The 22,180-nt window shown below is 63.9% G+C and carries 25 protein-coding genes; 5 read left to right on the top strand and 20 right to left on the bottom strand.

Annotated elements, in window-relative coordinates; genetic code table 11:
- Nucleotides 1–47: 47 nt before the first annotated feature.
- The 8 genes from NDO48_RS05170 to NDO48_RS05135 all read right to left on the bottom strand — a co-directional run bounded on the left by NDO48_RS05170 (nt 48) and on the right by NDO48_RS05135 (nt 7,655).
- The gene (locus NDO48_RS05170; RefSeq protein ID WP_267320974.1) at nt 48–980 is read right to left on the bottom strand and encodes a LysR family transcriptional regulator; all 933 of its coding nucleotides are present in this window, start codon (nt 978–980) and stop codon (nt 48–50) included.
- Between the two features lie 239 nt (nt 981–1,219).
- The gene (locus tag NDO48_RS05165; protein WP_267320973.1) at nt 1,220–1,888 is read right to left on the bottom strand and encodes an RraA family protein; all 669 of its coding nucleotides are present in this window, start codon (nt 1,886–1,888) and stop codon (nt 1,220–1,222) included.
- A 108-nt stretch (nt 1,889–1,996) separates the two neighbouring features.
- Nucleotides 1,997–2,821: a carbon-nitrogen hydrolase family protein gene (locus NDO48_RS05160; RefSeq protein WP_267320972.1), complete on the bottom strand. Its 825-nt coding sequence runs from the start codon at nt 2,819–2,821 to the stop codon at nt 1,997–1,999.
- Nucleotides 2,822–2,852: 31 nt separating this feature from the next.
- Nucleotides 2,853–3,587 carry an aldolase/citrate lyase family protein gene (locus NDO48_RS05155; RefSeq protein ID WP_267320971.1) on the bottom strand — a complete coding sequence of 245 codons (735 nt, stop codon included), beginning with the start codon at nt 3,585–3,587 and terminating at the stop codon, nt 2,853–2,855.
- A 62-nt stretch (nt 3,588–3,649) separates the two neighbouring features.
- Nucleotides 3,650–4,441, bottom strand: coding sequence for an ABC transporter permease (locus NDO48_RS05150; protein ID WP_267320970.1), 792 nt, complete (start codon nt 4,439–4,441; stop codon nt 3,650–3,652).
- A gap of 12 nt (nt 4,442–4,453) precedes the next feature.
- A complete protein-coding gene (locus NDO48_RS05145) occupies nt 4,454–5,350 on the bottom strand; it encodes an ABC transporter permease (protein ID WP_267320969.1) in 897 nt (298 codons plus the stop codon).
- Nucleotides 5,351–5,356: 6 nt separating this feature from the next.
- A complete protein-coding gene (locus NDO48_RS05140; RefSeq protein ID WP_267321187.1) occupies nt 5,357–6,478 on the bottom strand; it encodes an ABC transporter ATP-binding protein in 1,122 nt (373 codons plus the stop codon).
- Nucleotides 6,479–6,584: 106 nt separating this feature from the next.
- Complete coding sequence (locus NDO48_RS05135) at nt 6,585–7,655, bottom strand: extracellular solute-binding protein (RefSeq protein WP_267320968.1); 1,071 nt, start codon at nt 7,653–7,655, stop codon at nt 6,585–6,587.
- Between the two features lie 299 nt (nt 7,656–7,954).
- On the opposite strand from NDO48_RS05135, the gene NDO48_RS05130 reads away from it, so the two are divergent.
- Both NDO48_RS05130 and NDO48_RS05125 read left to right on the top strand, forming a co-directional pair.
- Nucleotides 7,955–8,533 carry a cysteine hydrolase family protein gene (locus tag NDO48_RS05130; protein ID WP_267320967.1) on the top strand — a complete coding sequence of 193 codons (579 nt, stop codon included), beginning with the start codon at nt 7,955–7,957 and terminating at the stop codon, nt 8,531–8,533.
- Complete coding sequence (locus NDO48_RS05125; RefSeq protein WP_267320966.1) at nt 8,530–9,546, top strand: GlxA family transcriptional regulator; 1,017 nt, start codon at nt 8,530–8,532, stop codon at nt 9,544–9,546. Before NDO48_RS05130 ends, NDO48_RS05125 begins: the two co-directional genes overlap by 4 nt.
- A 192-nt stretch (nt 9,547–9,738) precedes the next feature.
- Here NDO48_RS05125 and NDO48_RS05120 read toward each other — a convergent pair whose 3' ends face one another.
- Nucleotides 9,739–10,215 (bottom strand): hypothetical protein, encoded by a 477-nt coding sequence (locus NDO48_RS05120; protein WP_267320965.1) that lies wholly within the window; start codon nt 10,213–10,215, stop codon nt 9,739–9,741.
- 135 nt (nt 10,216–10,350) lie between these two features.
- Here NDO48_RS05120 and NDO48_RS05115 point away from each other — a divergent pair, with 135 nt between their 5' ends.
- Nucleotides 10,351–10,650 carry an Hpt domain-containing protein gene (locus NDO48_RS05115; RefSeq protein ID WP_267320964.1) on the top strand — a complete coding sequence of 100 codons (300 nt, stop codon included), beginning with the start codon at nt 10,351–10,353 and terminating at the stop codon, nt 10,648–10,650.
- A gap of 13 nt (nt 10,651–10,663) precedes the next feature.
- Here NDO48_RS05115 and NDO48_RS05110 read toward each other — a convergent pair whose 3' ends face one another.
- The 9 genes from NDO48_RS05110 to NDO48_RS05070 form a co-directional block, all read right to left on the bottom strand.
- Nucleotides 10,664–12,091, bottom strand: coding sequence for a glycosyltransferase family 2 protein (locus NDO48_RS05110; protein ID WP_267320963.1), 1,428 nt, complete (start codon nt 12,089–12,091; stop codon nt 10,664–10,666).
- On the bottom strand, nt 12,088–13,128 hold the full coding sequence (locus NDO48_RS05105) for a HEAT repeat domain-containing protein (RefSeq protein ID WP_267320962.1): 1,041 nt from the start codon (nt 13,126–13,128) through the stop codon (nt 12,088–12,090). The genes NDO48_RS05110 and NDO48_RS05105 overlap by 4 nt, the downstream gene beginning before the upstream one ends.
- 2 nt (nt 13,129–13,130) lie before the next feature.
- Nucleotides 13,131–14,882, bottom strand: coding sequence for a YaiO family outer membrane beta-barrel protein (locus NDO48_RS05100; protein ID WP_267320961.1), 1,752 nt, complete (start codon nt 14,880–14,882; stop codon nt 13,131–13,133).
- Nucleotides 14,882–15,274 carry a response regulator transcription factor gene (locus NDO48_RS05095; RefSeq protein ID WP_267320960.1) on the bottom strand — a complete coding sequence of 131 codons (393 nt, stop codon included), beginning with the start codon at nt 15,272–15,274 and terminating at the stop codon, nt 14,882–14,884. Before NDO48_RS05095 ends, NDO48_RS05100 begins: the two co-directional genes overlap by 1 nt.
- Before the next feature lie 25 nt (nt 15,275–15,299).
- Nucleotides 15,300–16,802 (bottom strand): hypothetical protein, encoded by a 1,503-nt coding sequence (locus NDO48_RS05090; protein WP_267320959.1) that lies wholly within the window; start codon nt 16,800–16,802, stop codon nt 15,300–15,302.
- Between the two features lie 85 nt (nt 16,803–16,887).
- Entirely contained in the window at nt 16,888–17,274 is a 387-nt protein-coding gene (locus NDO48_RS05085) for a response regulator (protein WP_018428793.1), read from the bottom strand.
- The gene (locus tag NDO48_RS05080; protein WP_267320958.1) at nt 17,274–19,730 is read right to left on the bottom strand and encodes an ATP-binding protein; all 2,457 of its coding nucleotides are present in this window, start codon (nt 19,728–19,730) and stop codon (nt 17,274–17,276) included. The genes NDO48_RS05085 and NDO48_RS05080 overlap by 1 nt, the downstream gene beginning before the upstream one ends.
- A gap of 310 nt (nt 19,731–20,040) precedes the next feature.
- Complete coding sequence (locus NDO48_RS05075; RefSeq protein WP_018428791.1) at nt 20,041–20,232, bottom strand: hypothetical protein; 192 nt, start codon at nt 20,230–20,232, stop codon at nt 20,041–20,043.
- 37 nt (nt 20,233–20,269) lie between these two features.
- Nucleotides 20,270–20,473 (bottom strand): stage II sporulation protein M, encoded by a 204-nt coding sequence (locus NDO48_RS05070; protein WP_267320957.1) that lies wholly within the window; start codon nt 20,471–20,473, stop codon nt 20,270–20,272.
- Nucleotides 20,474–20,597: 124 nt separating this feature from the next.
- Here NDO48_RS05070 and NDO48_RS05065 point away from each other — a divergent pair, with 124 nt between their 5' ends.
- Nucleotides 20,598–21,068 carry a nucleoside deaminase gene (locus tag NDO48_RS05065; protein WP_026227359.1) on the top strand — a complete coding sequence of 157 codons (471 nt, stop codon included), beginning with the start codon at nt 20,598–20,600 and terminating at the stop codon, nt 21,066–21,068.
- A gap of 117 nt (nt 21,069–21,185) precedes the next feature.
- On the opposite strand, the gene NDO48_RS05060 is transcribed toward NDO48_RS05065, so the two are convergent.
- Together NDO48_RS05060 and NDO48_RS05055 are read right to left on the bottom strand one after the other, a co-directional pair.
- A complete protein-coding gene (locus NDO48_RS05060) occupies nt 21,186–21,581 on the bottom strand; it encodes a hypothetical protein (protein WP_267320956.1) in 396 nt (131 codons plus the stop codon).
- A 17-nt stretch (nt 21,582–21,598) separates the two neighbouring features.
- A complete protein-coding gene (locus tag NDO48_RS05055) occupies nt 21,599–21,877 on the bottom strand; it encodes a hypothetical protein (RefSeq protein ID WP_267320955.1) in 279 nt (92 codons plus the stop codon).
- On the opposite strand from NDO48_RS05055, the gene NDO48_RS05050 reads away from it, so the two are divergent.
- On the top strand, nt 21,876–22,106 hold the full coding sequence (locus tag NDO48_RS05050) for a hypothetical protein (protein WP_267320954.1): 231 nt from the start codon (nt 21,876–21,878) through the stop codon (nt 22,104–22,106). The two genes, NDO48_RS05055 and NDO48_RS05050, sit on opposite strands and share 2 nt — an antisense overlap.
- Nucleotides 22,107–22,180: the final 74 nt, after the last annotated feature.

Genomic DNA, 22,180 nt, shown 5'->3' with positions numbered 1-22,180 from the left:
GATTGCGCACATCATGGCTGGCCGTGTGTCCGGACATGGCTTTGGCCTCAATAGGCCTCGATCTGCTGGATGAGCGATCGGTCGTAGAGCGTGCAGACCTTGCCGACCACGTCGCGGGCAATCGAGGCGATCAACGAGCAGAGCCGCGACGATGCGGCCTCCAGATAGACGACGCTGTAGCGCGTGACGGGAAAGGCCGGCTGGACGTTGAGCACGTGCAGGGCGCCGCTTCGCAGCTCGTTCTGGATGACGATGGGCGGCAGCACCGCGATGCCCAGACCATTGGCGATCATGCTGATCGTCGTCGACAGCGAGTTGGAATAGTGCAGCACCGCACTCTGGGCGTCCAGGCCGCCGAGATAGGCGAGCAGCTTGCCGTGGTTGTAGGTGCCCCTCTCATAAGAAATGATCGGGTAGCGCAACAGGTCGCTGCGCCCCATCGGCTGGTTGGGCGCGCCTTGCAGCAGGGCCGGGGAAGACACCCAGAACATGCTGAGATCGCAAAGGTCCGAGACGTTCAGCTTCGACATGTTCGGCCCCGGGAAGCCCAGGATGATGTCGAGTTCACGATTTTCGAGACGTTGCAGAAGGACCGAGGAGGAATCGGTCGAAACCGAAACGCGCAGGCGCGGCGAGCGTTCGCGCAGCGTTTCCATGATGCCGCGCAGCACCACCAGCGCCATGCTGGGCAACACGCCGATGCGGACCGTGCCCTCGAGTTCGTCTTTCGGTCCCAGATCCTGCAGAAGCGCGTTGTAGCGACTGACGATGTCGCGGGCGCCGGTGACGAAGTGCGCGCCCTCCTCGGTCAGTCTGACGTCGCGGGCGTCGCGGTCGAAGATCCGGAAACCAAGCTCCTGTTCCATGGCCGAGACGCGGTTGGAAATGGCCGCCGGCGTCATGTTCATCCGCTCGGCGGTGATGCGGAAATTTCTCAGTTCCGCCAACCAGATGACGGTCTCCAGGAAACGAATGTTCACCGGCTCTGCGAGCTCCGGAATGCCTTCATTGTCGACCTCGGCTGGTTTCGGCGAAGCATCTGATGCAGCATGTGCTGCCGCTTCGCGGGCGCCCCCGCATTTTAGCCAGCGGTCGCGACGAGGCAATCAGCGCCGCTGGAAATTTGCGCACTCCCTAAACTATGTCGGCGCGAAGACATGCCGGCGGCGACGCATGTCGCCGCCCGCTACGGACGTTGGCCCCCACTGATGTTGGCCTGTCAGGCGCTGAGCCTGGCAAGGACCTTGGCGCTGGCGCCCGACATGTCGCCGAGTTTCTGGACCCGGTCGCGGACGCTCGCCTCACGCTTCTTGCCGCCGTCCTGCATGCCGAGCGCCTTCTCGGCGACCGCCCTGACCTCGTTGCGCGGGATGACCAGCACGCCGCTTTCGTCGGCAAGGATGGCGTCGCCCGGCATGACGACCGCACCGCCGCAGGACACCGGGATGTTCAGCCCGCCGCCGAGATCGTAGAGGCGCGTGGTGATGGGCGAGAGCCCGCGCGACCACATCGGAAAATCCGACTCCTCGATCTCCGTGAGATCGGTGCATGGCCCGTCGACGATGCCGGCGACGGCGCCCGCAGCTTTCGCGGCAACGGTGACGCCGCCGCCCCAGCAGGCATATTTGTCGTCGCCGAGCCGATCGACGACCAGTATGTCGCCCGGGCGCAGCAGGCCTGTCGCGTGATGAAGCAGCGTCGAGTCCGAGCCGGAAATCGCCAGCGTCACCGCCGTTCCGACGACCCGCCGCTTCGGCAGAAGCGGCTGGATGCCCCGGTCCATGAAGCCGAACAGCCGCCAGTGACCGACGGTCGCCGTCTCGACATCGGCAAGCAGATCGAGGTCGGCCTGGGGCACCTGCTCGGGCATGTCCTTGATAATGTACATGGTAAGGCCCTTTCTGAGCGCGTTTCCGCCTCCTCTAAGCGCGGAAACTCTCTATCTTGTTGTTTTTGCGTAATTCCTGACGGAAAGGCGCTGCACGCTTTTCCTCGACTAGGCGCAGGCGAGACGGCGATGCTGGGTCATGGGGATCAGCGTGCGGGCGCGCTTGATCTGTGCCGGGTCGACGCGGGCGGTGACGAAGCCGACCCCGTCGGATGCTTTCGCCACGACATGGCCCCACGGGTCGCAGACCAGCGAGTGACCCCAGCAATGACGCTTCTCATTGCCGAAGACCGTTGCGCCCGTCTGTCCGCAGGCGACGAAATAGGTCTGCGTTTCGATGGCGCGGGCGCGCGCCAGCACCTCCCAGTGGTCCTTGCCGGTCTGCAGGGTGAAGGCCGCGGGAAGCACGATGATGTCGCAGCCGGCCTTTTCAAGCTGGAGGAAGAGCTCGAAGAAGCGGATGTCGTAGCAGATGGCGCAGCCGACCTTCACCCCGTCGATGTCGTAGGTGACGATGTCTTCGCCGGGCTTCACCGACGCCGATTCCTTGTAGGCCGTGCCGTCGGGGGCGACGATGTCGAACATGTGGATCTTGCGATAGGCGGCGACCTGTCTGCCCTGGCGGTCGAAGACGAAGCTGGTGTTGTAGATCCGGTCCTCGCCCTCGACCTTCTCCATGATCGTGCCGGCATGCACATAGACGCCATGCTCGCGGGCAAAGGCGCTCGCCATGTTGTATGCTGCCCCGCCGGGGGCGGCTTCGGCTGCCGCCAGCTTTTCCTCGATGCTGCCGCCGTAATATTCGAAATATTCGGGCAGGACGATGAGGTCGGGCTTGTCGGTCCTGACGGCATCGAGCATCAGGTCGCCGATGTCGCGCAGGTTCTGGGCGCGGTCCTTCTGCGGATTTGTCTGGATCAGACTGATTTTCACGATAACTCTCCCTGTTCGGATTGACGGATCTTCAGGCGACGATGCTTTCGTCCCTGAGCGCGTGGATGGTGGCCATGATGCCGGCCCGCAGCGTCATGGTCTGGGTGGCGACGACGAGCAGATCGGCCCCTTCGTCGAGGGCAAACTGGCGTTCGGCTGAGGTCCAGGCCGGCATCACCCAGCTCTTGCCTGCGCTGCGCGCTGCTGCCGCAACGCGCCTGAGATCGGCACGGTCGGCATCGTTGAAGGCATAGGCGCCGCGGCCGCGCGCCAGAGCGAGATCGGAGGGACCCGGGAAAAGGCCGTCGACAGTGTCGAGCGCGATGATCTTTTCGACGTCTTCCAGGCTTTCCGCAGTTTCGATCATGGCAAAGCACTTTGTCCTGATGTTTTCGGCTTCGAAGGCGTTCGACGCCGGTCGTGCGTAACCGAAGACGCGGCCGCCGGCGTAGGAGCGCGTTCCGGTCAGCGGATATTTGGCGGCGCGGGTGACCTCGCGGGCATGGTCGACCCCGAGCACATGCGGAACGATGACGCCGTCCGAGCCGAAATCCAGCGCCTGCTGGATGGACTCGGCGTTCGGAGCGATGATCTTGGTCAGCGTCGGCATGCCGATCGCCTTGGTGTAGGCGAGGAACTGATCGAGCGAGGCCAGGTCGAAGGTGCCGTGCTCGAGCTCCAGAACCAGCGACTTGACCCCGCATGTGCGCGCGATTTCGAGATAGCCGTAATGCGGCTGCGACATCCAGAGCGCGATATTGTCCATGACTTTCATTTCCTTCGGGGGGATGATTGCCCACCGGCGGCGCGCCGCCGGTGGAAAGAGCGTTATTTGCCGATGGTCCTGGACAGGCCGAGCGTGCGCTCGATCAGCATGATGATCAGCAGCGTCGCCGTGACCAGAACCACCGAGATGGCCGCCGTCATCGGATCGGTCTGGCTTTCGACATAGTTGAAGATCTCGACGGGCAGCGTCGTCAGCCGCGGACCGGTGATGAAGAGCGAGATCACCACCTCGTCGAACGACAAAAGGAAGGACAGGGCAGCGCTTGCCACGATGCCCGGAGCCATCAGGGGCAGGGTGATCCGCCGGAAGACGGTCAAAGGCGAGGCGCCGAGCATCGTCGCTGCTTCTTCCACCGAGGGCGGCAGCGTCGACAGCGAGGTGATGACGATGCGGATCACGTAAGGCGTGGTGACGATCAGATGGGCGATGATCAGGCCGGTGACGGTGCCAAGCAGCCTTGCCTGCACGAAGACGAGCAGGATCGCCAGGCCAAGGACGATGGAGGGCAGGAGAAGCGGCGCCGTGAACAGGCTGAGCACGAACTCCTTGCCGCGGAATTCATGCCGGCCGATCGCATAGGCGGCGGGAATGCCGACGGCCAGCGACAGGGCTGTGACCACCGAGGCGATGCCCAGGCTGAGCCAGAAGGCGTTGATCAGCCCGGAATGCTGGAACATCGCAACATACCAGCGCACGCCCCAGCTCTCGGGTGGAAAGGTCAGGTAGCTGTCATTGCTGAACGACAGCGGCAGGACCACCAGAATGGGCGCCAGCAGGAACAGATAGAGCAAGATGACGAGGATGCGGAAAGGAAGGCTTATTCTGCCGATCATGGTCAATCTCCCTCAATCGAACCGGCGCACGACCCGCGAATAGACCGCGAGCGCAAAGCCGAAGATGATCAGCACGATGACCGACGTGGCCGCGGCCCGCGGCCATTCGAGCTGGATGATGGCCTGATCGAAGATTTCGGTCGCCAAGAGGAAGACACGCCCGCCGCCGAGAAGTTTCGGCGTGATGAACGAGCTGATCGCCAGCACGAAGCAAAGCAGGCAGCCCAGCGCCACCCCCGGCAGCGTCAACGGAAAGACGATGCGGCGGAAACGGGTGAAGGCGTTGGCGCCGAGCGAGGCTGCCGCTTCTTCCAGGCTCTGGTCCAGTTTGCCGAATCCGGCGATCAGGGCCAGCGCCATGTAGGGGATCAGGATTTCCACCAGGCCGATGAAGACGCCGAGCGTGTTGTTGATGAGCCGGATAGGTTCGGCGATCAGCCCCATCGACAGCAGCGAGCCGTTGATCAGCCCCTGGTCGCCCAGAAGCACCATCCAGCCATAGGTGCGCACCACGCTGGAGACCAGCAGCGGCGACACGGTGATGACAAAAAGCACATTGCGCCAGACCGGCGATACACGGTGCAGGAACAGCGCGATCGGATAAGCGCAGACCAGCGTGGCGATGGTGACGGCGAAGCTGATCCACAGCGAATTGATGACAAGCCCGAAATTGAAGCTGTCGGTGAAGAAGTCGAGATAATTCCCGAACGTATAGACATCGGTCAGAACACCGCCCGAGCGGCTTTCCAGGAACGAAATCTGACCAAGACGCAGCACCGGCAGCACGAAGGCGGCGAGATTGACCACGGCCATCGGCACGAGCAGAAGCAGGATTGTCAGCGGAAAGCGCCGTTTGGGCGCGGTTGCGGCCGCAGCAATGTCGGCCGGCATGTGGGTGATGGCGCTCATGACGGCCTAGCTCCCGAAAACCAGCATGTCCTGCGGCTTCCATTCGCAGAGCAGCATGTCGTCCGTATCGAAGCCGTAGCCGGCGCTGGCGGTCGGCACCTCGACCTTGAGCATGGCGCCGCTGATTTCGACCTCGTATTGCACGATGTCGCCGATATAGGTGATGCGGGCGATGCGTCCGCGTGAACTGTTGGTCGCGTTGCTGACAAGCGCACGATCGCGATCCGGCGTCAGGCTGATGCGATGCGGGCGGATGGCGGCCTTGGCCTTGCCGCTGCTCAGGCCCCTGGTGTCGCTGCGATAGACCTGGTCGCCGATGCGCGCCTGGTCGCGGCCGACGATCTCGCACTCGATGACATTGGCGCGGCCGACGAATTCGGCGACGAAAAGCGAGGCCGGCTTTTCATAGATGTCCTTGGGTGTGCCGAGCTGCGCCAGCCTGCCGCCGGACATGACGCCGACGATGTCGCACATGGTCAGCGCCTCGACCTGATCGTGGGTGACGAACACGGTGGTGATCGACAGGCGCTTCTGGATTTCCCGGATTTCGATGCGCATGTCGTCGCGCAGCTTGGCATCCAGGTTGGACAGCGGTTCGTCGAGGAGAAGAATGCGTGGCCGGATGACCAGCGCGCGTGCGAGTGCGACACGCTGCTGCTGGCCGCCCGACATCTCCTTGGGCTTGCGGCTGCCATAGCCGGGCAGGCGCACCATTTCGAGCGCCTCCTCGACGCGGCTGCGTGCCTCCTGGCGTGAGACGCCGCGCATGTCGAGGCCGAAGGCGATGTTTTCGGCAACGGTCATGTGCGGGAACAAGGCGTAGCTCTGGAAGACGAGGCCGATGTCGCGTTTGTGCGGCGCGCGCCGGGCAATGTCGTCGCCGCCGATCAGGATTTCTCCTGACGAGACCGGGGCAAGGCCGGCGATCATGCGCAGCGCCGTCGTCTTGCCGCAGCCGGAGGGTCCGAGAAGGCCGAGAAGCTTGCCTTTGGGCAGGGCGAGATCGAGCCTGTCGACGGCGGTGAAGCCGGACTCGTAGCGTTTGGTCAGGCCGCGCAGTTGCAGGAAAGCGTCGTCGACTTTCGGCTCGGTTTGCGGAATGACGGTCGGGCGCGCGTCCTCGCGCATGGCCAGCGTTTGCATGAGCTTACCTATGTTTCATCTGGTTGAAGCGGTCCGCACGGGCCGACCGGCAAAGCGGGCATGAAACGCCATGCCCGCTCCGGCGTCGATGTCAGCGGCTTGCCGGGATGATCTGGCGCCGCCAGGGCGACAGGAGGTCGTCGCGCATGGCGCCGATGCTCATCCAGTCGACGGGGATCAGCTTCTTCTGCTGATCGGCGTTCATCAGCGGGATACGCTTGCGCGTCTCTTCATCGACCTCGGCCTTGGTGTTGGTCGGGGCATAGAACATCGCCTTGGCAAAGCGTGCCTGGACCTCAGGGTCGAGCGTGTAGTTGATGAATGTTTCCGTCGCATCCTGATCGGGCGCATTGGCGATCGCGCTGATCACGTTGATCTGCGATGCGGTGCCTTCGACGGGACCGACCGACTGCATGCGGCCTTCGGTCTGGTCGCGGAAGAACTGCGACCGCGCATTGTAGCCGATCGAGACGGTCGCGGTGCCGTTTGCCACCAAAGTGTAGGCGTCGGGCTTGGGCTCCCAGGTCTGCACCGCCGGGGCGAGCTCCACCAGCTTCTTGACGCCCGGCTCGATGGACAGCTTGTAGTCGTCCTGGCCGGCAAGACGGTTGGCGATGATGGTCAGAAGGATTGCCTGGATATCGCCGCCGCCCTGTGCCGGGATGATCACCTTGCCCTTTTGCGCCGGGTCCCACAGCGCCTCCCAGCTTGTGGGCGCATTGTCCTTGTAGGTGTCGCGGTTGTAGATCAGCGACAGCGTATCGTAGGTCAGGGGAATGGCGGCGCCGCCGAGTTCCTTGCCGATATCGGCGAGATCGGCATAGTTGCTGATCTTCGTGGTATCTAGCTTGGCAACGAGGCCTTCTTCCGAAGCGATCTTTGCCACCGACAGGTCGTAGATCACGGCATTTGCCTGCGGCGCGTCCTTCTGGGCACGCATGTTGCCGAGCGACGTCGCGGCATTCTGGACGCCGAAGAACGTCACCTTGATGTCGGGATGCGCCGCGTTGAACGGCTCGATGACCGTCTTCTGGTAATTGTCCTGAAAGGCACCGCGATACCCCATGACGGTGATGTCGGCGGCCTGGGCCATGTCGATGCCGCCTGATGTCATCGATGCCGCGGCAAGCGCCAGGACGGAGGTGAGGTTTGCCAGTTTCATGTTTTCGTTCCCCATTGCTCTGACTGTTTTTGTTCTCTGGTCAGGCTAGAAGCAGGGAAATTTCCGGTCCAACGGGTATTTCTGTCTGGCTGTTCGATTTTCCTTTCCGGGCACGGAGCGGCAAGGGTCCCGTCGACATCTGTCTGAGCTCCGGCCGTAGGCAATCGGTTCGGTCCGGCAGCCTGATCCGGCCATCGCATGATTGTCCTTTTTTGTCCGCTCCTTGTCCTTGGCATGGCTGGCGCGGCTGGACACGAGGCCTAGGATGACTGATATCATGGTTCACGGAGTGTCCTGAAATGACCGATACCGCATTGCTCGTCATCGATGCCCAGGAAAGTTTCCGCCAGCGCGCCAGCTGGCACGAGGTCGACAGCCCGACCTATCTCATCAACCAGCAGGCGCTTATCGACGGCGCGGTCAAGAAGGGCTGGAAGATCGTGCGGGTGTTGCATGCCGAGCCCGAGGGCATTTTTTCGGTCGCTTCCGGTTTCGTCCGGCCGCTGGCCGAACTCAGGCTCGACAAGCCCGATCTCGAGTTCCACAAGTTCAGGCATTCCGCCTTCGTCGGCTCGCCGCTTGAAGTGTTCCTGATCGAGAACGGCATCCGCCGCCTCGTCATTTCGGGCATCCGCAGCGAACAGTGCTGCGAGACGACCACCCGCCATGGCTCGGATCTCGGCTGGCAGGTCGACTATGTCACCGAGGCGACCCACACCATGCCGCTGACCGATGCGACCGGAAAGACCTGGACGCCCGAAGAGCTGAAGGTGCGCACGGCGGCCGTGCTCGACGGCCGTTTCGCTCGCGTCTGCACCATTGCCGAGGCGCTTGCTTACGGGGCGGAGGGCGACGAGGCGAGGGCAGCCGCAGCATGACCGCGCCGCGCCGGATTCCGACCTATGTGGTGATGCCGGCGCGCACGCTTCTGCTCGATGTCGCGGGGCCGATGGAGGCCCTGCGTTATGCCAACCTGATGCAAAAGGATGTGCGGTTCGACGTTACCTATATCGGCGCCTTGCCGGAGGTGACCAGCTCGATAGGCTTGCGCATTTCAGGCATCTCGCCGCTGCCCGAGACCATCGAGCCGGATGCCATGGTCGTGGTGTCGGGCGACACCGATGAGCCGATGGATGCCAGCCAGCCGGTCGAGGCGGCCGGTCAGGGCTCGGACGAACTTGTGCGCTGGCTCAGGCGCAGCATAAGACCCGGCATTCTTCTGGTATCGATCTGCTCGGGCGCGCTTCTGGCCGGCAAAGCCGGGCTGCTCGACGGGGTCAGATGCACCACGCATTTCAGCGATTGCGACCGTCTCGCCCGCCTGGCGCCTTTGGCCCGGGTGCTGGAGAACCGGCTCTATGTCGAGGACGGCGACCGCTACACCAGCGCCGGCATCACCGCCGGCATCGACCTGATGCTGCACATCATCGGCCGGCTGACCAATCCGGCCGTCTCGGCGGCGGTGGCAAAGTCGCTGGTCGTCTATATCAGGCGCCTCGGCAGCGAGCCGCAGCTGTCGCCCTGGCTCGAAGGACGAAACCACATCCACGCGGCCATCCACCGGGTGCAGGATGCGATCACGGCCGATCCGGCGCGGGACTGGTCGCTCGCGGCCCTGGCCGACATCGCCATATCGAGCCCCCGCCACCTCAGCCGCCTGTTCAACGACCAGGCCGGCATGAGCATTCCCGACTATCTCAACCGGCTGCGGGTGGCGCTGGCGCAGCAGCTTCTGAACGAGACGCGGCTCGACATCGAGCGCGTGGCCGAGCGCGTCGGCTACAGCTCGAGCCGGCAGTTGCGCCGCGCCTGGGGCCGCTTCAACGCAACCCCGCCAAGCGCGCATCGGCGTGGCGGGGCGGGCCAGCCGCAGCAGCTGCCCACAAGCTGAAACGCCTCCTGCCGGCTGAAGCCCAACTCCGGGAGTCCCGAAGAAAGCGGGTCGACGCGATTGTCCGGATTCCTGAATGCCAACAATCGAAACATCGATCTGGCAGGCTCGGAAGGCGAGGGGGATCGCCCTGGCTGGCTTGGCGCCATCCGTCGCAGTCGAACCTTTGCGTGACCGGAGTAGCGCATTCCTTCAAGCGTCGTGTTTGTCGATCTGGCGCTTGCCCAGAAGCAGCTTGCGCTCAAGATGTGCTCTCAATTGGCTATAATAGGCTGTGAGGAAAGGCTTTGGACTGACATCACGATGCCGAAAGCCAGTCTTGTCCATGATTGCCCTTGCAACGGTGCTCTGTGCCGCCTCGTTAGCGCCGCGCAGAATTTCCTCCAGCTTATGAAGCTCGGCGATCCCGTAGACATCCAGTTGAGCGGCCGTAAATTGGAAGTCATTGTCTTTCGAAACTGACCTCTGGGCCAGATCCTCGGCCAGCCCCTGCTTCGGCGTCTCGATGACCCAGGTGCCGGCGAGCAGGTCGCCGATGCGCATACGGTCGCGGTTAAACAGCGGAAACAGCGCAAAGATCAGCGCCCAGACAAGACCGAACACCGTCGTCATCGTGTCTGCAATACCGGTGCCGGCGCGCGCCAGCAGCATGGACAGGGGCAGGAACACCTCAGACGGCCATCACAGGAAGCCGACACGCAGAGCGCGCAGCCTGCACCGGCTCGCAACGTCATCGCCGGCGTCGATGGATATCGACTCCCTACGGCTCGTGATAGACAATCGGGCGATCACCGGACTGGGCCCTTGAACGATCCATTTTTCCCCTTGCGCGCGCGTTTCGTCGATCGCAGTCGCGATCAGCTGGCGGCGCTGCGCCTGTTCTTGTCGGGCGGTGAAGCCCTGACGGCGGCGACGGCCGACGGCCAGTTGCTGAAGATCGCGCATTCGCTCGCCGGTGCGGGGGGAACCTTCGGCTTTCCCGACGTCAGCGTGCTGGCATCCCGGCTCGAGATCCTGTTGACCGCAGACGATGCGATCGAACCGAAGGATGTCAGTGGTGCGCTGGGGGCGCTGATTGCGGAACTCGAGCGCCTGACCCCGTGACCTGCGGGCCCGGCTACTTCTTCGTGCCTGACAGGCCCGTACGCGTCATCTCGCCCCAGCTCTGGTCAGCCCGCAGATATTGCCAATAGCCTTTCACACGCCAGAAATTGTTGATCTGGCGATAGCCGAAATTCTCGACGACGGCGGTAACCGTCAGGATTGCGAGATCCCGTGCCCGGGGAAAACGCTGCAGTTCCGCCTCCTCGAGGATCAGCGAACAGACGCTGATGCATACGCCATAGGTGAAGACGAGGGCGGTGAAGGCCAGAAGATATTCCGGCGACAGGATGCCCAGCAGCCAGAAGGTCGGCATCAGGATGTAGCCGAGCACCTCGGCGATCGGCCCGACCACATCGACGACAAACATGTGGCCGAAGCCGAGGAAGCCGACGCGGCCGTAGCGTGGATTGAAGCACATGGTGCGGTAGCGGAAGAACGCCTCCAGGGCGCCGCGCTGCCAGCGCGATCGCTGCCGCGCCAGGACGCTGAGCGATTCCGGCGCCTCGGTCCAGCACACGGGCTCGGGAATGAACTGTATCCGGTATTTCCGGCCCGCATCGATCAGGTGGCGGTGGAGCTTGATGATGAGGTCGAGGTCCTCGCCCATCGATCCCTTGGTAAATCCACCGACGGCGACGACCTCGGCGCGGCGGAACACGCCAAAGGCGCCGGACACCAACATCAGCGTGTTGATCCGGCTCCAGGCCAGGCGGGCCATCAGGAAGGCGCGCAGATATTCGACAACCTGGAACAGCGGCAGAAGCCTTGTCGGCAGGTGCACTTCCTTGACGCGACCGCTTTCGATACGCGATCCGTTGGCGATCCGGATCGTGCCTCCGACCGCAACCGTCCGCTCGGGGTCGTCGATGAAAGGCTGTGCCGCACGCATCAGCGCGTCCGGCTCGAGAATGGAATCGCCGTCGATGACGCAGAAGATCGGCGCGCGGCAGACATTGATGCCGGCGTTCTGCGCATCCGCCTTGCCGCCATTGACCTTGTCCACCACCAGCAGGCGCTTGGTGATCGGTGACGAGTAGAGGCCGCGAATATCGGCGTGCGGCAACGATTCCTCATAGGGGCGCTGGAACTTTACCAGCTGGAAGGCTTCGACCAGCTTCTGCAGGGTCTGGTCCTTGGATCCGTCATTGACGACGATGACTTCGAAATTGGGATATTCGAGCGCGAGCATCGAATGCACGCTGTCGACGACATTCAGCTCTTCATTGTAGGCCGGCACGATCAGCGCGATCGGCGGGGCGACATCGCCGTAGCGATGCCACAGCAGGGCCGAGCGCGCCACAGGGGGGCGCTGCGACAGGGCAAAGGCTGCGATAACCAGCTGCAGCAGATAAACAGTGGTCTGGGCTATGCCCGAGCCGATGATGATCCACGACAGGATCGTCGCGGCCAGGATGAGCTCATGGCTCCAGCCCTCGATCATGCATGTACCCCCTCGGACAGGACCAGCGAGGCGGTCCGTTGCCGGCGCGACGTCTCGCTGCGGGCAATCTGCTCAAGCGCCATTTCGCCGTGGGGCACCATGGCCCGCAAGGCTTTGGCGGCGGCGTAGCGAACCGTCCATTCCTCGTCGTCGAGAAGGTTTGCGAGAGGATCAACCAGATGCGCCAGTCCAAGGCGCCCGGCGGCCTCGGCCGCATCGCTGCGCACCGCCCAGTCGCTGCTCGACATCGCCTCGACGACGATGGCGGCTGTCGACGGCAGGCCGATCTTGCCCAGGCCGCGAACCGCCGCGGCGGCCACTTCGGGCGGGCCGTGCAGGGCCAGTTCGCCGAAGAAATCGGCAAACACCGGGTCGCCCGACTGCGCCAGAGCCTCGATCGCCGCCGAGCGAACAAACGGCACGGCCTCGACATCGGCGGCATAATCCTTCAGTTCGCCGAAGCGCGGCGAGGGGAAGCGGCGAAACAGCTCGATCAGGCGCCTGGAGCGCTGGCCGGCCACGCCGATCCTGGCCAGCGTGACGTCGAGCAAGGGCAATGCCGCGAGATCCGAAAGGGCAATTGCGGCCGCGATCCGGACTTCGCGTGAGCGATCGCGGTCCAGCGTTGCCAGCAATGCCGCGACGGTCTCGTCGCCGCCGAACGCCGCGAGCATTTCGGTCGAATGAATGCGCTCGGCCTCGTTGCCTTTCACCAGACGTCGCCTGGCCCGCTCCGGCAGGCCGCATTCGACGAATGCGGCGATCACATCAGCATGCTCGTCGCCGCGCAGCAGCGACAGGAATTCGAACCCGGCATCGAGCGCGACATGGGCCGGCGTTTCCAGCACCGCCGCCTTCAACAGGTCGCGGTCGCGCGTCTGGGAGAACTGGATCAGCACCTTCAGCAGTTTCCTGCGCGCCGCCGCATCCCGGTCGACGCGCCGCTGAAAGATCACCCGGCGCAGGACCAGGAAGACCATGACGGCAAGCGACAGAGAGCTGAGGACTATCGATGTCGTCCAGACGAGCCCCAGCATCGCTAGAACCGCTTGCTCAGGCCAAGGCCGAAGATGTTCCGGTCGAAGGTCGGGCGCTTTTCGTGCGCGACGCTGCCGCGCAAGGTAAGATCATCGCTGAAGTTCCAGGAGATGCCGGCAAAGGTCGTCTGGGTGCCGACCAGGCTGCCCTCCGAAATCTCGGGCGCATCGCTGTAGCCGACGAACAGGCCGATATGGGATGTCGGCGCAAGATCGGCGCGCAGGGCATAGCCGTCCGACTTCGTTCCGGCGTCATCGAAGGCATGGATCCAGCGCGCCGACAGGCCCAGCTTGCCATCGAAAAGATAGGTCTGCAGCCAGGGCGACAGGGTGGTGACCTCGCTGTCGGAAAACACGTCGTATCGTGCGTCGATATTGAGCAGCAGGGGACCGAAATCGCCTTCCTTGCCCAGCGCCTGCCAGGACGCGCCGCCGCCGACCGACACTTGCGCCAGGAAGTCGGCATCGGGTGTCGCCGCGACAAGTCCATAACCGGAGAAGACAGGGGAAAACACATGCTCGAGGCGCGCCTCGAGCTGTATGTCAGTCGCGCCATATCTGGTTGCGACACGCGTCCGCCCGCCGAGCGTGGTGTCCGGCGTCAGGCGATATGAAAGGCCGATCGAACTGTCGGTCCAGCTGCCCAAACCCGACGTCAGCGCGCTGACTTCGGTGCCGAGATCGAGGCGCCACTTTCTGGGGGCGGGCGCGGCAAGCCGCTGCTCGATGTCGCGGGAGCCGGGCTCAAGCGCAAGTGCTTGCCGAAAGGCAGCCCTTGCGCCTTCTTCGTCTCCCTGTGCCCTGCGAACGTCGCCAAGCCCGACGATGGCCTCGGCATTGTCGGGGGCGGATGCATGTATCCGGGTAAAGATCTGGCCGGCGCGTTCGTAATCCTTTTGGTCGAGCGCCACGCGCGCGCTCAACGCAAGCGCCTCGACATTGCCGGGCGATGACGCCAGCACCCGGTCGACAAGGCTCGACGCCTGCTTCAGGTATCCCTGCCACAGCGCGAGACGCGCCTGTCCAAGGCGGGCGTCGACGAGATCGGGGCGAATGGCCAGCGCGGCGTCGAAGTAGCGGGCGGCGGCGTCGAATTTCTGCTGGTTGCCGCTGACCAGGCCCAGCGCCACCAGCAGGTCGGTGTTGCGCGGCTCGATTTTCAGGGCGCGCAGATAGGCCTGTTCGGCACCGGCAAAGTCCCCCTGCAGGCGCAGCCGCCGGCCCTCCGCCATTGGCCCGGCGACGGGGTCGGGCTTCGCTGCCGCCGGTCTCTTCCTGGCCGTGGCGGCTGCGGGCGGCTGCCTGGCCGCAACTTCGGCCGCCGCGCGCGCCTTCGTTATGTTGGCGATGAGACCGGCGATGTCGGCATTGCCCGGCTGCTGGGCCGCAAGCGGCTCGACCAGGGACTGTGCGGCATCGAGGTTTCCGGACCGAAACTCGACCTCGGCCAGGCCGAATCTTGCATCGGAGTAGGCGGGGGCCACGACCAGCGCCCTCGAGAATGCGCTTCGGGCCTCGGCAAGGTCGTTGCGCCCAAGCTGGGCGAAGCCCATCTGCACCAGGGCATCCGAATCGTCGGGCTTGATGGTGAGCAGGCGGTTGAGAACATCGACCGCGTCGTCGAAACGCTGCTCTTGCCTGGCCTTGACCGCCGATGCGTAGAGATCGTCCGGCGTCTGGGCGAGGGCGGCAGGCGAAAGACCGGAAGCAGCCAGCAACGTCAAGGCGAAGGCGATGCTCCGGCGGCCGCGCATCAACGGCCTCCGCCCTTGCGGGTAATGAGGCGGGACAACCGCGCCAGCAGCTCTTCAGGGATAAATGGCTTGACCAGGTAGTCGTCCGCTCCGGTCTCCAGCGCCGAGACGATGTCGCTCTGGCCCTTGCGGGCCGTGAGCATGATCACCGGCGTGGCGCTCAAGGCCGGATCGCCCTTGATGCGGGCCAGAACCTCGAACCCGTCGGCGCGCGGCATCATGGCGTCGAGCACGACCAGGTCGGGTCTTTCCGACTGCGCCTTGGCCAACGCTTCGTGTCCGTCTTCCGCGGTGACGACGTCATAACCTCGCGCCTGCAGCCGGAACTGGATGAGTTCCAGAAGCAGGGGGTCGTCGTCGCAGATCAATACTTTAGCTCTGGCCTCGTCCACACGTCCTCTCCGGCAATTCCTGCGCTCAGCCCCCCGGAGTGATCAGATCGTGAACCAGCATTCCGCCAAATGTGGCCCACGCACCCAAATGTCCCTCGAGCCTCGCCAGCGCCGCATCGATCGCATCCCGATTTCCGAGAAAGCTGATTCGTGATGGCTCGACCCGAAACTCATGGTTAAATGAGTAAACGGGCTTCGCATAGCTGTCGGCGACAATAGTGCTTAACAGTATCGCTTCAACCTGCCGCCCCGATCGGTCCAGCACCAGCTCTCCGCTCGCGCTGCGATTGTAAATCCGGTGTATTTCTTCCGGCAACGGGCCGCTTTCCAGGGCAATGTCGATCGGGATACCCATTTCGCTGCCCCAGTCGAGCCAGCCGACTGCAATCTGTTCGACGACCTCGACATCCGTCCTGTAGGCCATCACCGTGATGCTGGAGACCGCGCTTTTGACCTGCCGCAGGGCCGTCTTGCCGGATGGCTCGTCGAGCATCCAGAAGGGCACGACCACGGCGACGTTTTCGCCGAGAACCCCGGAGAGCTCCTGGACCGTCACTGCCCATTCCCGCCAGCCGGAAGCGGGATCCGATCGGTATGTCTGCTGCAGATACGGCTCGATGTCATATTGGAACGAGCGCACAGGCGCTCCCGCGCGTTTGAATTGACGCAGCACGGCTGCACGCCGCAGCGCATTGGCCCGGCCTGCGGCGCTCGCCATGTCGGGGTCGCCCTCGACCGCATGCGGGGCGATGCCGGCCGCCGCCAGCGTCGCCATGAGGTTCCGGACCCTGGCAGGGGCGACCACGCCGGCGTCGTTGACGCCAAGCTGGAGAAACAGGTCGCGGACACCGGATGTCCGAGCCGCCGCCACCAGCAATTCGGGTCGGTCGAGCCAGGGCGTCAGGTCCCAGAGCCATGTGCCGATCCCCCGGGATTGCCTGATGGGATGCGGCACGATGCGGATGGCGGATATTGACACTGCCGCAGCTTCGGCCGGGCAGACGACGACCAGTTCCGCCTTGCCGCTGCCCGGCCATGCAGCCGACGGGATGGCCGCCAGCTTCGCCCCGGCCAGTCTCGCCCCCGCCGATTTCGTCTCCGCCGATCTCGACGGGAAGGTCGTCTCCGCGTCGCGACCGGCCTCGACCATGGCAAAGGCGACGTTCTCGCCGACACCCTCGATTTCGAGCGTGCCCGTCATGGCGCGTGGAAACCGCAAGCCGGCGTTTGCAAGAACGACGCCGGCAGGCCTGGAGCCGGCAGCGCAGGAGATCGTGGTTCTGCCGCGGGCCGTTGTCGCGCTGGCCCGCTCCTCGACGCCGAAGGGGCGGACGCTCATCTGCGCCAGGAGGTTTGTCGAGAGCGGGAAGGGGCGTGGTGCCGCCGCCGCTGGCTCGTGCGATGGCAACAAGGCCTCGTTGGGAACGAATGTCGCGCCAACCATGCGCCCCACCAGTTCGATGCGATCGGGCACGGCATCGACTTTGCCCAGGCTGTAGATCCAGATGGGGTCACGCTGGTCAGCCATGGCCGTTCCGCCTCCCGTCAGAACCTGCAGATGGAGGGCAAGGCCCAGGACGATCGGCGACCACCTGCCTTTGCGTTGGGCTGCGCTATGTCCTGCCGTCATGAGCATTGAGCAGCTGCTTGACCTCGGCTGCCAGTTTCATCGGATCGAAAGGCTTGGCCACGACGCCGATGGCGCCCATCGACCGGTAGCGCTCGACTTCGTGCAGCTGCGTCTTGGCCGTGATGAAGATGACCGGAATTGCAGCCGTCGAGGGCTGCTCGGCCAATCGCCTCAACGTTTCCGGGCCATCCATTTCCGGCATCATGACGTCGAGCAGTATCAGGTCGGGTTGCCATCCGGCTGCCTCGCCGAGCGCCTCGCTGCCCGACGAGCATTGACGCACGCTGAAGCCGGGCTCGAGTTCGAGCGACATCTGGGCGATTTCGCGGATATCGTCTTCGTCGTCGACGTAAAGAATTCTGGCGGACATCATTTCACCTTGCTTGCGAGGGGGCTTGCGAGGGGGCGCGCGGCGGCGACATGCCTTGCGGGAAGATGGCTCCTCACCAGCCGGGCGACGTCGACCTCCGACGCCTTGGTCTTGGTCATCACCGCCTTGACGCGTCCGCTCAAGGTCTGGTCGAACTCGGCCGCCGAAAACACCACGACAGCCGTTTCGGGAGGCAGGTTCGACAACAGGTCGAGGCCCGATCCATCGGGCAATGCGATGTCGAGAATCATCAGGTCGAAGCTGTCGCGGGCAATCTCCTGCTGCGCCTCGCCGAGCGTCCTTGCCGAGGTGATCGAGACGTCGGGCCCGAGCCCCTCGGACATCACCGCAAGCACGCCTTCGTCGTCCTCGACATGGAGGATCCTGGGCTTGGCGTCCGTCCGGCGCATCACGATCTTGCCGAGCGCCGAATGGAGACGGTTGGGGTCGACGGGCTTTTCGAGCCAATCGATGATGCCGACCGCCGAGCCGTTGATCGAACGCCTGGCCTCGTCGGCAACTGCCGAAACGACGATCACCGGGATGTCGGCGTTGACCTCGGAGGCCCTGATGTCGTGGAACAGCTTGATTCCGGATTCGCCGGCAAGCTTGATGTCCAGCGTCATCGCCGCATAGTTGCGCGACCGCAGCAGCATCTTCGCCGAGGCGATGTCAGGCGCGACGTCGCAGGAGAAACCCTCCGCATCGAGCAGGGCGGCGATGACGGTCGAGACATCGGCCTCGTCTTCGCAGACCAGTACCCGGGTTCGATGGTCGTCTAGCCCCATGGTCGCGATCGGCTTCGGCGCGGCATGTGACGGCCTGGCCTCAGGCAGGTCGACGTGGAACGACGTTCCCTTGCCTTCCTCCGTTTCAAAGGTCAGCGTGCCGTCGAGCCTTTCGACGATGGTCTTGGCAATGCTGAGGCCCAGCCCGGTTCCGCCCTTTTCCCGCGTGTTGGATCCGTCGGCCTGCTCGAACTTGCCGAAAATACGGCCCCTGAACGCCTCGGGAATACCGCTGCCATTGTCGATCACCGAGATGCGAAGCGTACCTTCCCTCAGGCGGGCCAGCCTGACGGTGACAGTCTCGCCGGCGGGCGAGAACTTGATCGCATTGGACAGCAGATTTGCCAGCACCTGGTGAAGGCGATCGGGATCGACCCGGACTTCGGCACGCGGGGCATCGTCGATCAGCACCAGCCTGATCTGCATGTCGGTGCGATAGTTCGCACTCGCCGCAACAACCTGCTCGAGCACCTGCCGGACCGCCATCTGCCTGATGTCGAACGTCATCTTGCCCGACTCGATCTTCTCCATGTCGAGGATGTCGTTGATGAGATGGACCAGCCGCTCGCTGTTGGTGTGCGCGATCTTGACGAGGTTTGCCGCCTTGGGCGGCAGTTCGCCGGCCACGCCCGCCGCTATCAGCCCCAGCGAGCCGCGGATCGAGGTCAGCGGCGTGCGCAACTCGTGGCTGACGGTCGAGATGAACTCGTTCTTCAACTGGGCGCTGCGCTTCTGTTCGGTCACGTCGCGGTTGTAGGTAATGATCCCGACCACACGGCCGGCCTCGTCCTTGAACGGCGCCTTCAGCGTCGACAGCCAGCCGGGCGCGCCGTCGGCGAGCAGGGCCTGCTGGTCGACCCGCACGCTTTCATCGTTCTCCAGGGCCGCGACCTCGTCCTTGCGGAACTGGGCGGCCATCTCAGGCGGGAAGAAATCGAAATCCGTCTTGCCGATCAGTTCCTCGACGGAGCCGACGCGCATCAGGGCCGCCGTGGCCGGATTGGCGGCAACGAAGCGCCCGTCCACGTCCTTGACGTTGAGACAGTCCGGCAATTCGCGGACCATGGCGCTGAAAATCCTGTTGGCCTCGGCCAGTTCGCGCCGCCTCAATTGCCGGTCGAGAAGCACGCCGATGATGACCGGGCTGATGAAGGCGAACAAAACCAGCGGAATGCCGGTGCGGGCAATGAGATCGCCCCTCGCTCCCGACGGAAAGGCAAACAGGCTGATCAGGCTGCCGATGGCGACGGCGACCGCCAGGCCGAAGATATCCATCGTCGTCCGCTGGCGCGACCTGACCGCCCGGTGGCAGGCCAGGCCGACGACCGTGGCAATGAGGATGCCCGCCAGGCCGGGCACCGCGCCCTGTCCGCCAAGATGGACGCGAAAGGCGATTGCCGCGCCCGTCGTCACCACCATTGCCGGCAATCCGCCGAAAAAGACTGCCGATGCGATGAAGGCTGAGCGCAGGTCGAGGATAAAGCCCGATGCGATGGGCAGCGCCAGCATCATCGAAATGATGGCGCCGCCTCCCATCACCGCGCCGAGAGCCAGCGACTGGGCCGTCTTCGAAAGCTTGCCGGTCACATCCGAAATCAGGTCCCATGCGACCATCAGGATCGAGACAAGGGCGAGATTGGCCAAAAGCGATTGCCAGATTGGGCTCATGGTTCGGTCGACCCCCGTTCATGCATGCGAGTCGCCTCGCGGCAAAAGTCGCCCGAGTATGGAGCGCGACAGCTGACTTCACCATATCCCGAACGCACCGGCGGCGGGTTTTGCTCAGGTCGGTGAATGACGGACCGCACGACCATGCTCGATGGCTCGGCGGCTTCGGCTCGGCCCTATGCCCACGATCTCCACCTTGGACGGGGAAAAGACTGGGGGACGCCGGAAAAGGCCGAGCGCATCGGCGCCTGCCGACACCTTTATCGCAAATGCCGCCTGCCTGCAGCTGTCAGGCATCGTCGCGTTGCCGTCAGAACAGCCAGATGCCTATGGCGAGCAGCGCTGCAAGGCCTGCGCTCGGCAGGATCAGGGAGGTCAACTCGAAGCTGCCGGATTCGCCATGCTCGGAGGCGTGGGCATGGTCGCCGGCCGTGTGCCCCGCGGCTGTCTGGTCGCCGGAGAAGGCGTCAGGCTGGAGCGCTGCGATGACGAGCGTGGGCACGCCATCGACAGCCGGCCGGGAAAGGCGATGCGCGTGCCTATGCGCATCCCGGCAGCTCCGGCGATGCAATGGCGAAGAGTTCGGTGCTGCCGTGAATGAACAGCCCGGCGCCGAATTCGTATGCAAGACCTTTCGCCCAGAAGACATAGAACATCGCGCCGAGGATGCACCCGTTCATCAGCATGAGCAGGACCGTGGGTACGGCGAGCGCGCAACCCAGTGCAAAGGCGAGGATCGACACCTGGACGTTGTGGTGAAAAGGTAGGCGGCGAAAGTGGACAGGTGGCCGTCGCCGCCATCGTAGAGCCCTTGTCGCCATTTGGAAGAGCAGCCAGCCGCCCGTAAAAATAGGAGGGGATTCTGCCATGACCAGAGAACAGATGATCGCCCATATCCGTGAAGCCAATGATGTTGCTCGCGCCACCGCTGCCCATGGTCATCATCCCTTCGGTGCGGTGCTGGTCGGGCCCGACGACGGGATCCTCATGCGCCAAGGCAACATCGATACGGTGCATCATGCGGAGAGCGAGCTGGCGCGGCGGGCGGCGGCGGCCTATTCGCCGGAATTTCTCTGGACCTGCACGCTGGTATCGACGGGGGAGCCCTGTGCGATGTGCGCAGGCACACTCTACTGGGCAAACATAGGCCGGCTTGTCTACGGCTATGAGGAGACCAAACTCCTTGCACTGACTGGCGACCATCCCGAAAACCCCACGATGAGCCTTCCCTCCCGCACGGTGCTTGCCTCCGGCCAGAAGGACGTCGAAGTATTCGGTCCGTTCCCCGAGATCGAGGACGAGCTGCTTGCGCCTCACCGCGATTTCTGGAAGCGCTGACGCGGCGGCCGTCAGTCCGGCGGAGGCTGCGCGGCGGGTAGCCTGTAAATGTTCGTTCGGCCTCTTGATCGGTCATCGTGGAGAAGAGGTCGACCTTGTACAGCAGCAGGGCCTGTTTCAGTTGCCGGCGCCGGGCTTCTTGCCGGAAGGCGTGCCGTCGGGGTTCATGCCGTAGCGACGGTAGAGAGCCTGCTCATCGCGGGCCAGTTGGGCATCCATGCGCGCATCGGCACTTCTGGCCAATGCGTTTCGTGCAGCAAGTCCAGCTGGAGCCTTGATAAAACTGGATATGCCGGTCGGATCGGCGGATGCGGCGAGGCTTGTTGCACCCTGGGCTGCGCCAAATGCTGCAGCTTCCGCATTGAGCTGTTTTTCCAAGGCTCTCGTTTCGTCAGAAAAGTTCGAGCCCTGGAAACTGGATTGGGAACTCTGACATGCAGATAGCTGAAATACTGCCAGTGATGCGAGAACAACGCAGGCGATGCAACCGTTGCAATACATGAAGACAAACACCTCAAATCCGATATCGCCTAGTAGCAGGCCACGCTGTAGTTGCCCTGGCCGCGTATCGCCATACTGTTCACCGGCCCCATGGCGCGAGCGGCCAGTGCGCCACCTGGTCCGGCGACGCTGACGGCTGCGGTTGCGCCCCTGACCGCCATTTCCTGTGCCTGCACGGCGCGCGAATGCGCCTGAAGCTGGTCGATGCACGATTGCGCGGAGGCAAAACCCCTGGCGCGTTCAATATCTTGTGGCGTGGCACCGGGACGGCGGGCCGCCATTTCGGCGCTCGCCTGGCGACTGGCCATGTCGGTCCGCAACGCAGTCATGCGGGCATCGCTGCTGGTGCAACCCATCACAGGCAGGCACAGCACAGCAGAAAAAAGCCATCTGGTCTTCATTACAACTCTTCCCACGGTTTGGTTTGAAGCATCCGACGATGTTCGTCGTCCTGCCCTGTCGTCAGGTGCAGATGTGCCGGATGCTCCTTTGACGGCTCGTCTTCCGAGCCGCAGCAAGCCTGGCGACGACGACTGATCCCATCAGGCTATAGCGGGGCCCGTGTAGAGGCCGAAGGGCCAATCAATTACAATTCTTCTGCTAATTTGGGA

The organism is Aminobacter sp. MET-1 (assembly GCF_026521175.1).
Classification (GTDB): domain Bacteria; phylum Pseudomonadota; class Alphaproteobacteria; order Rhizobiales; family Rhizobiaceae; genus Aminobacter.
Note: the sequence above shows the minus strand (reverse complement) of the source record. Positions and strands in the feature narration are given on the sequence as shown.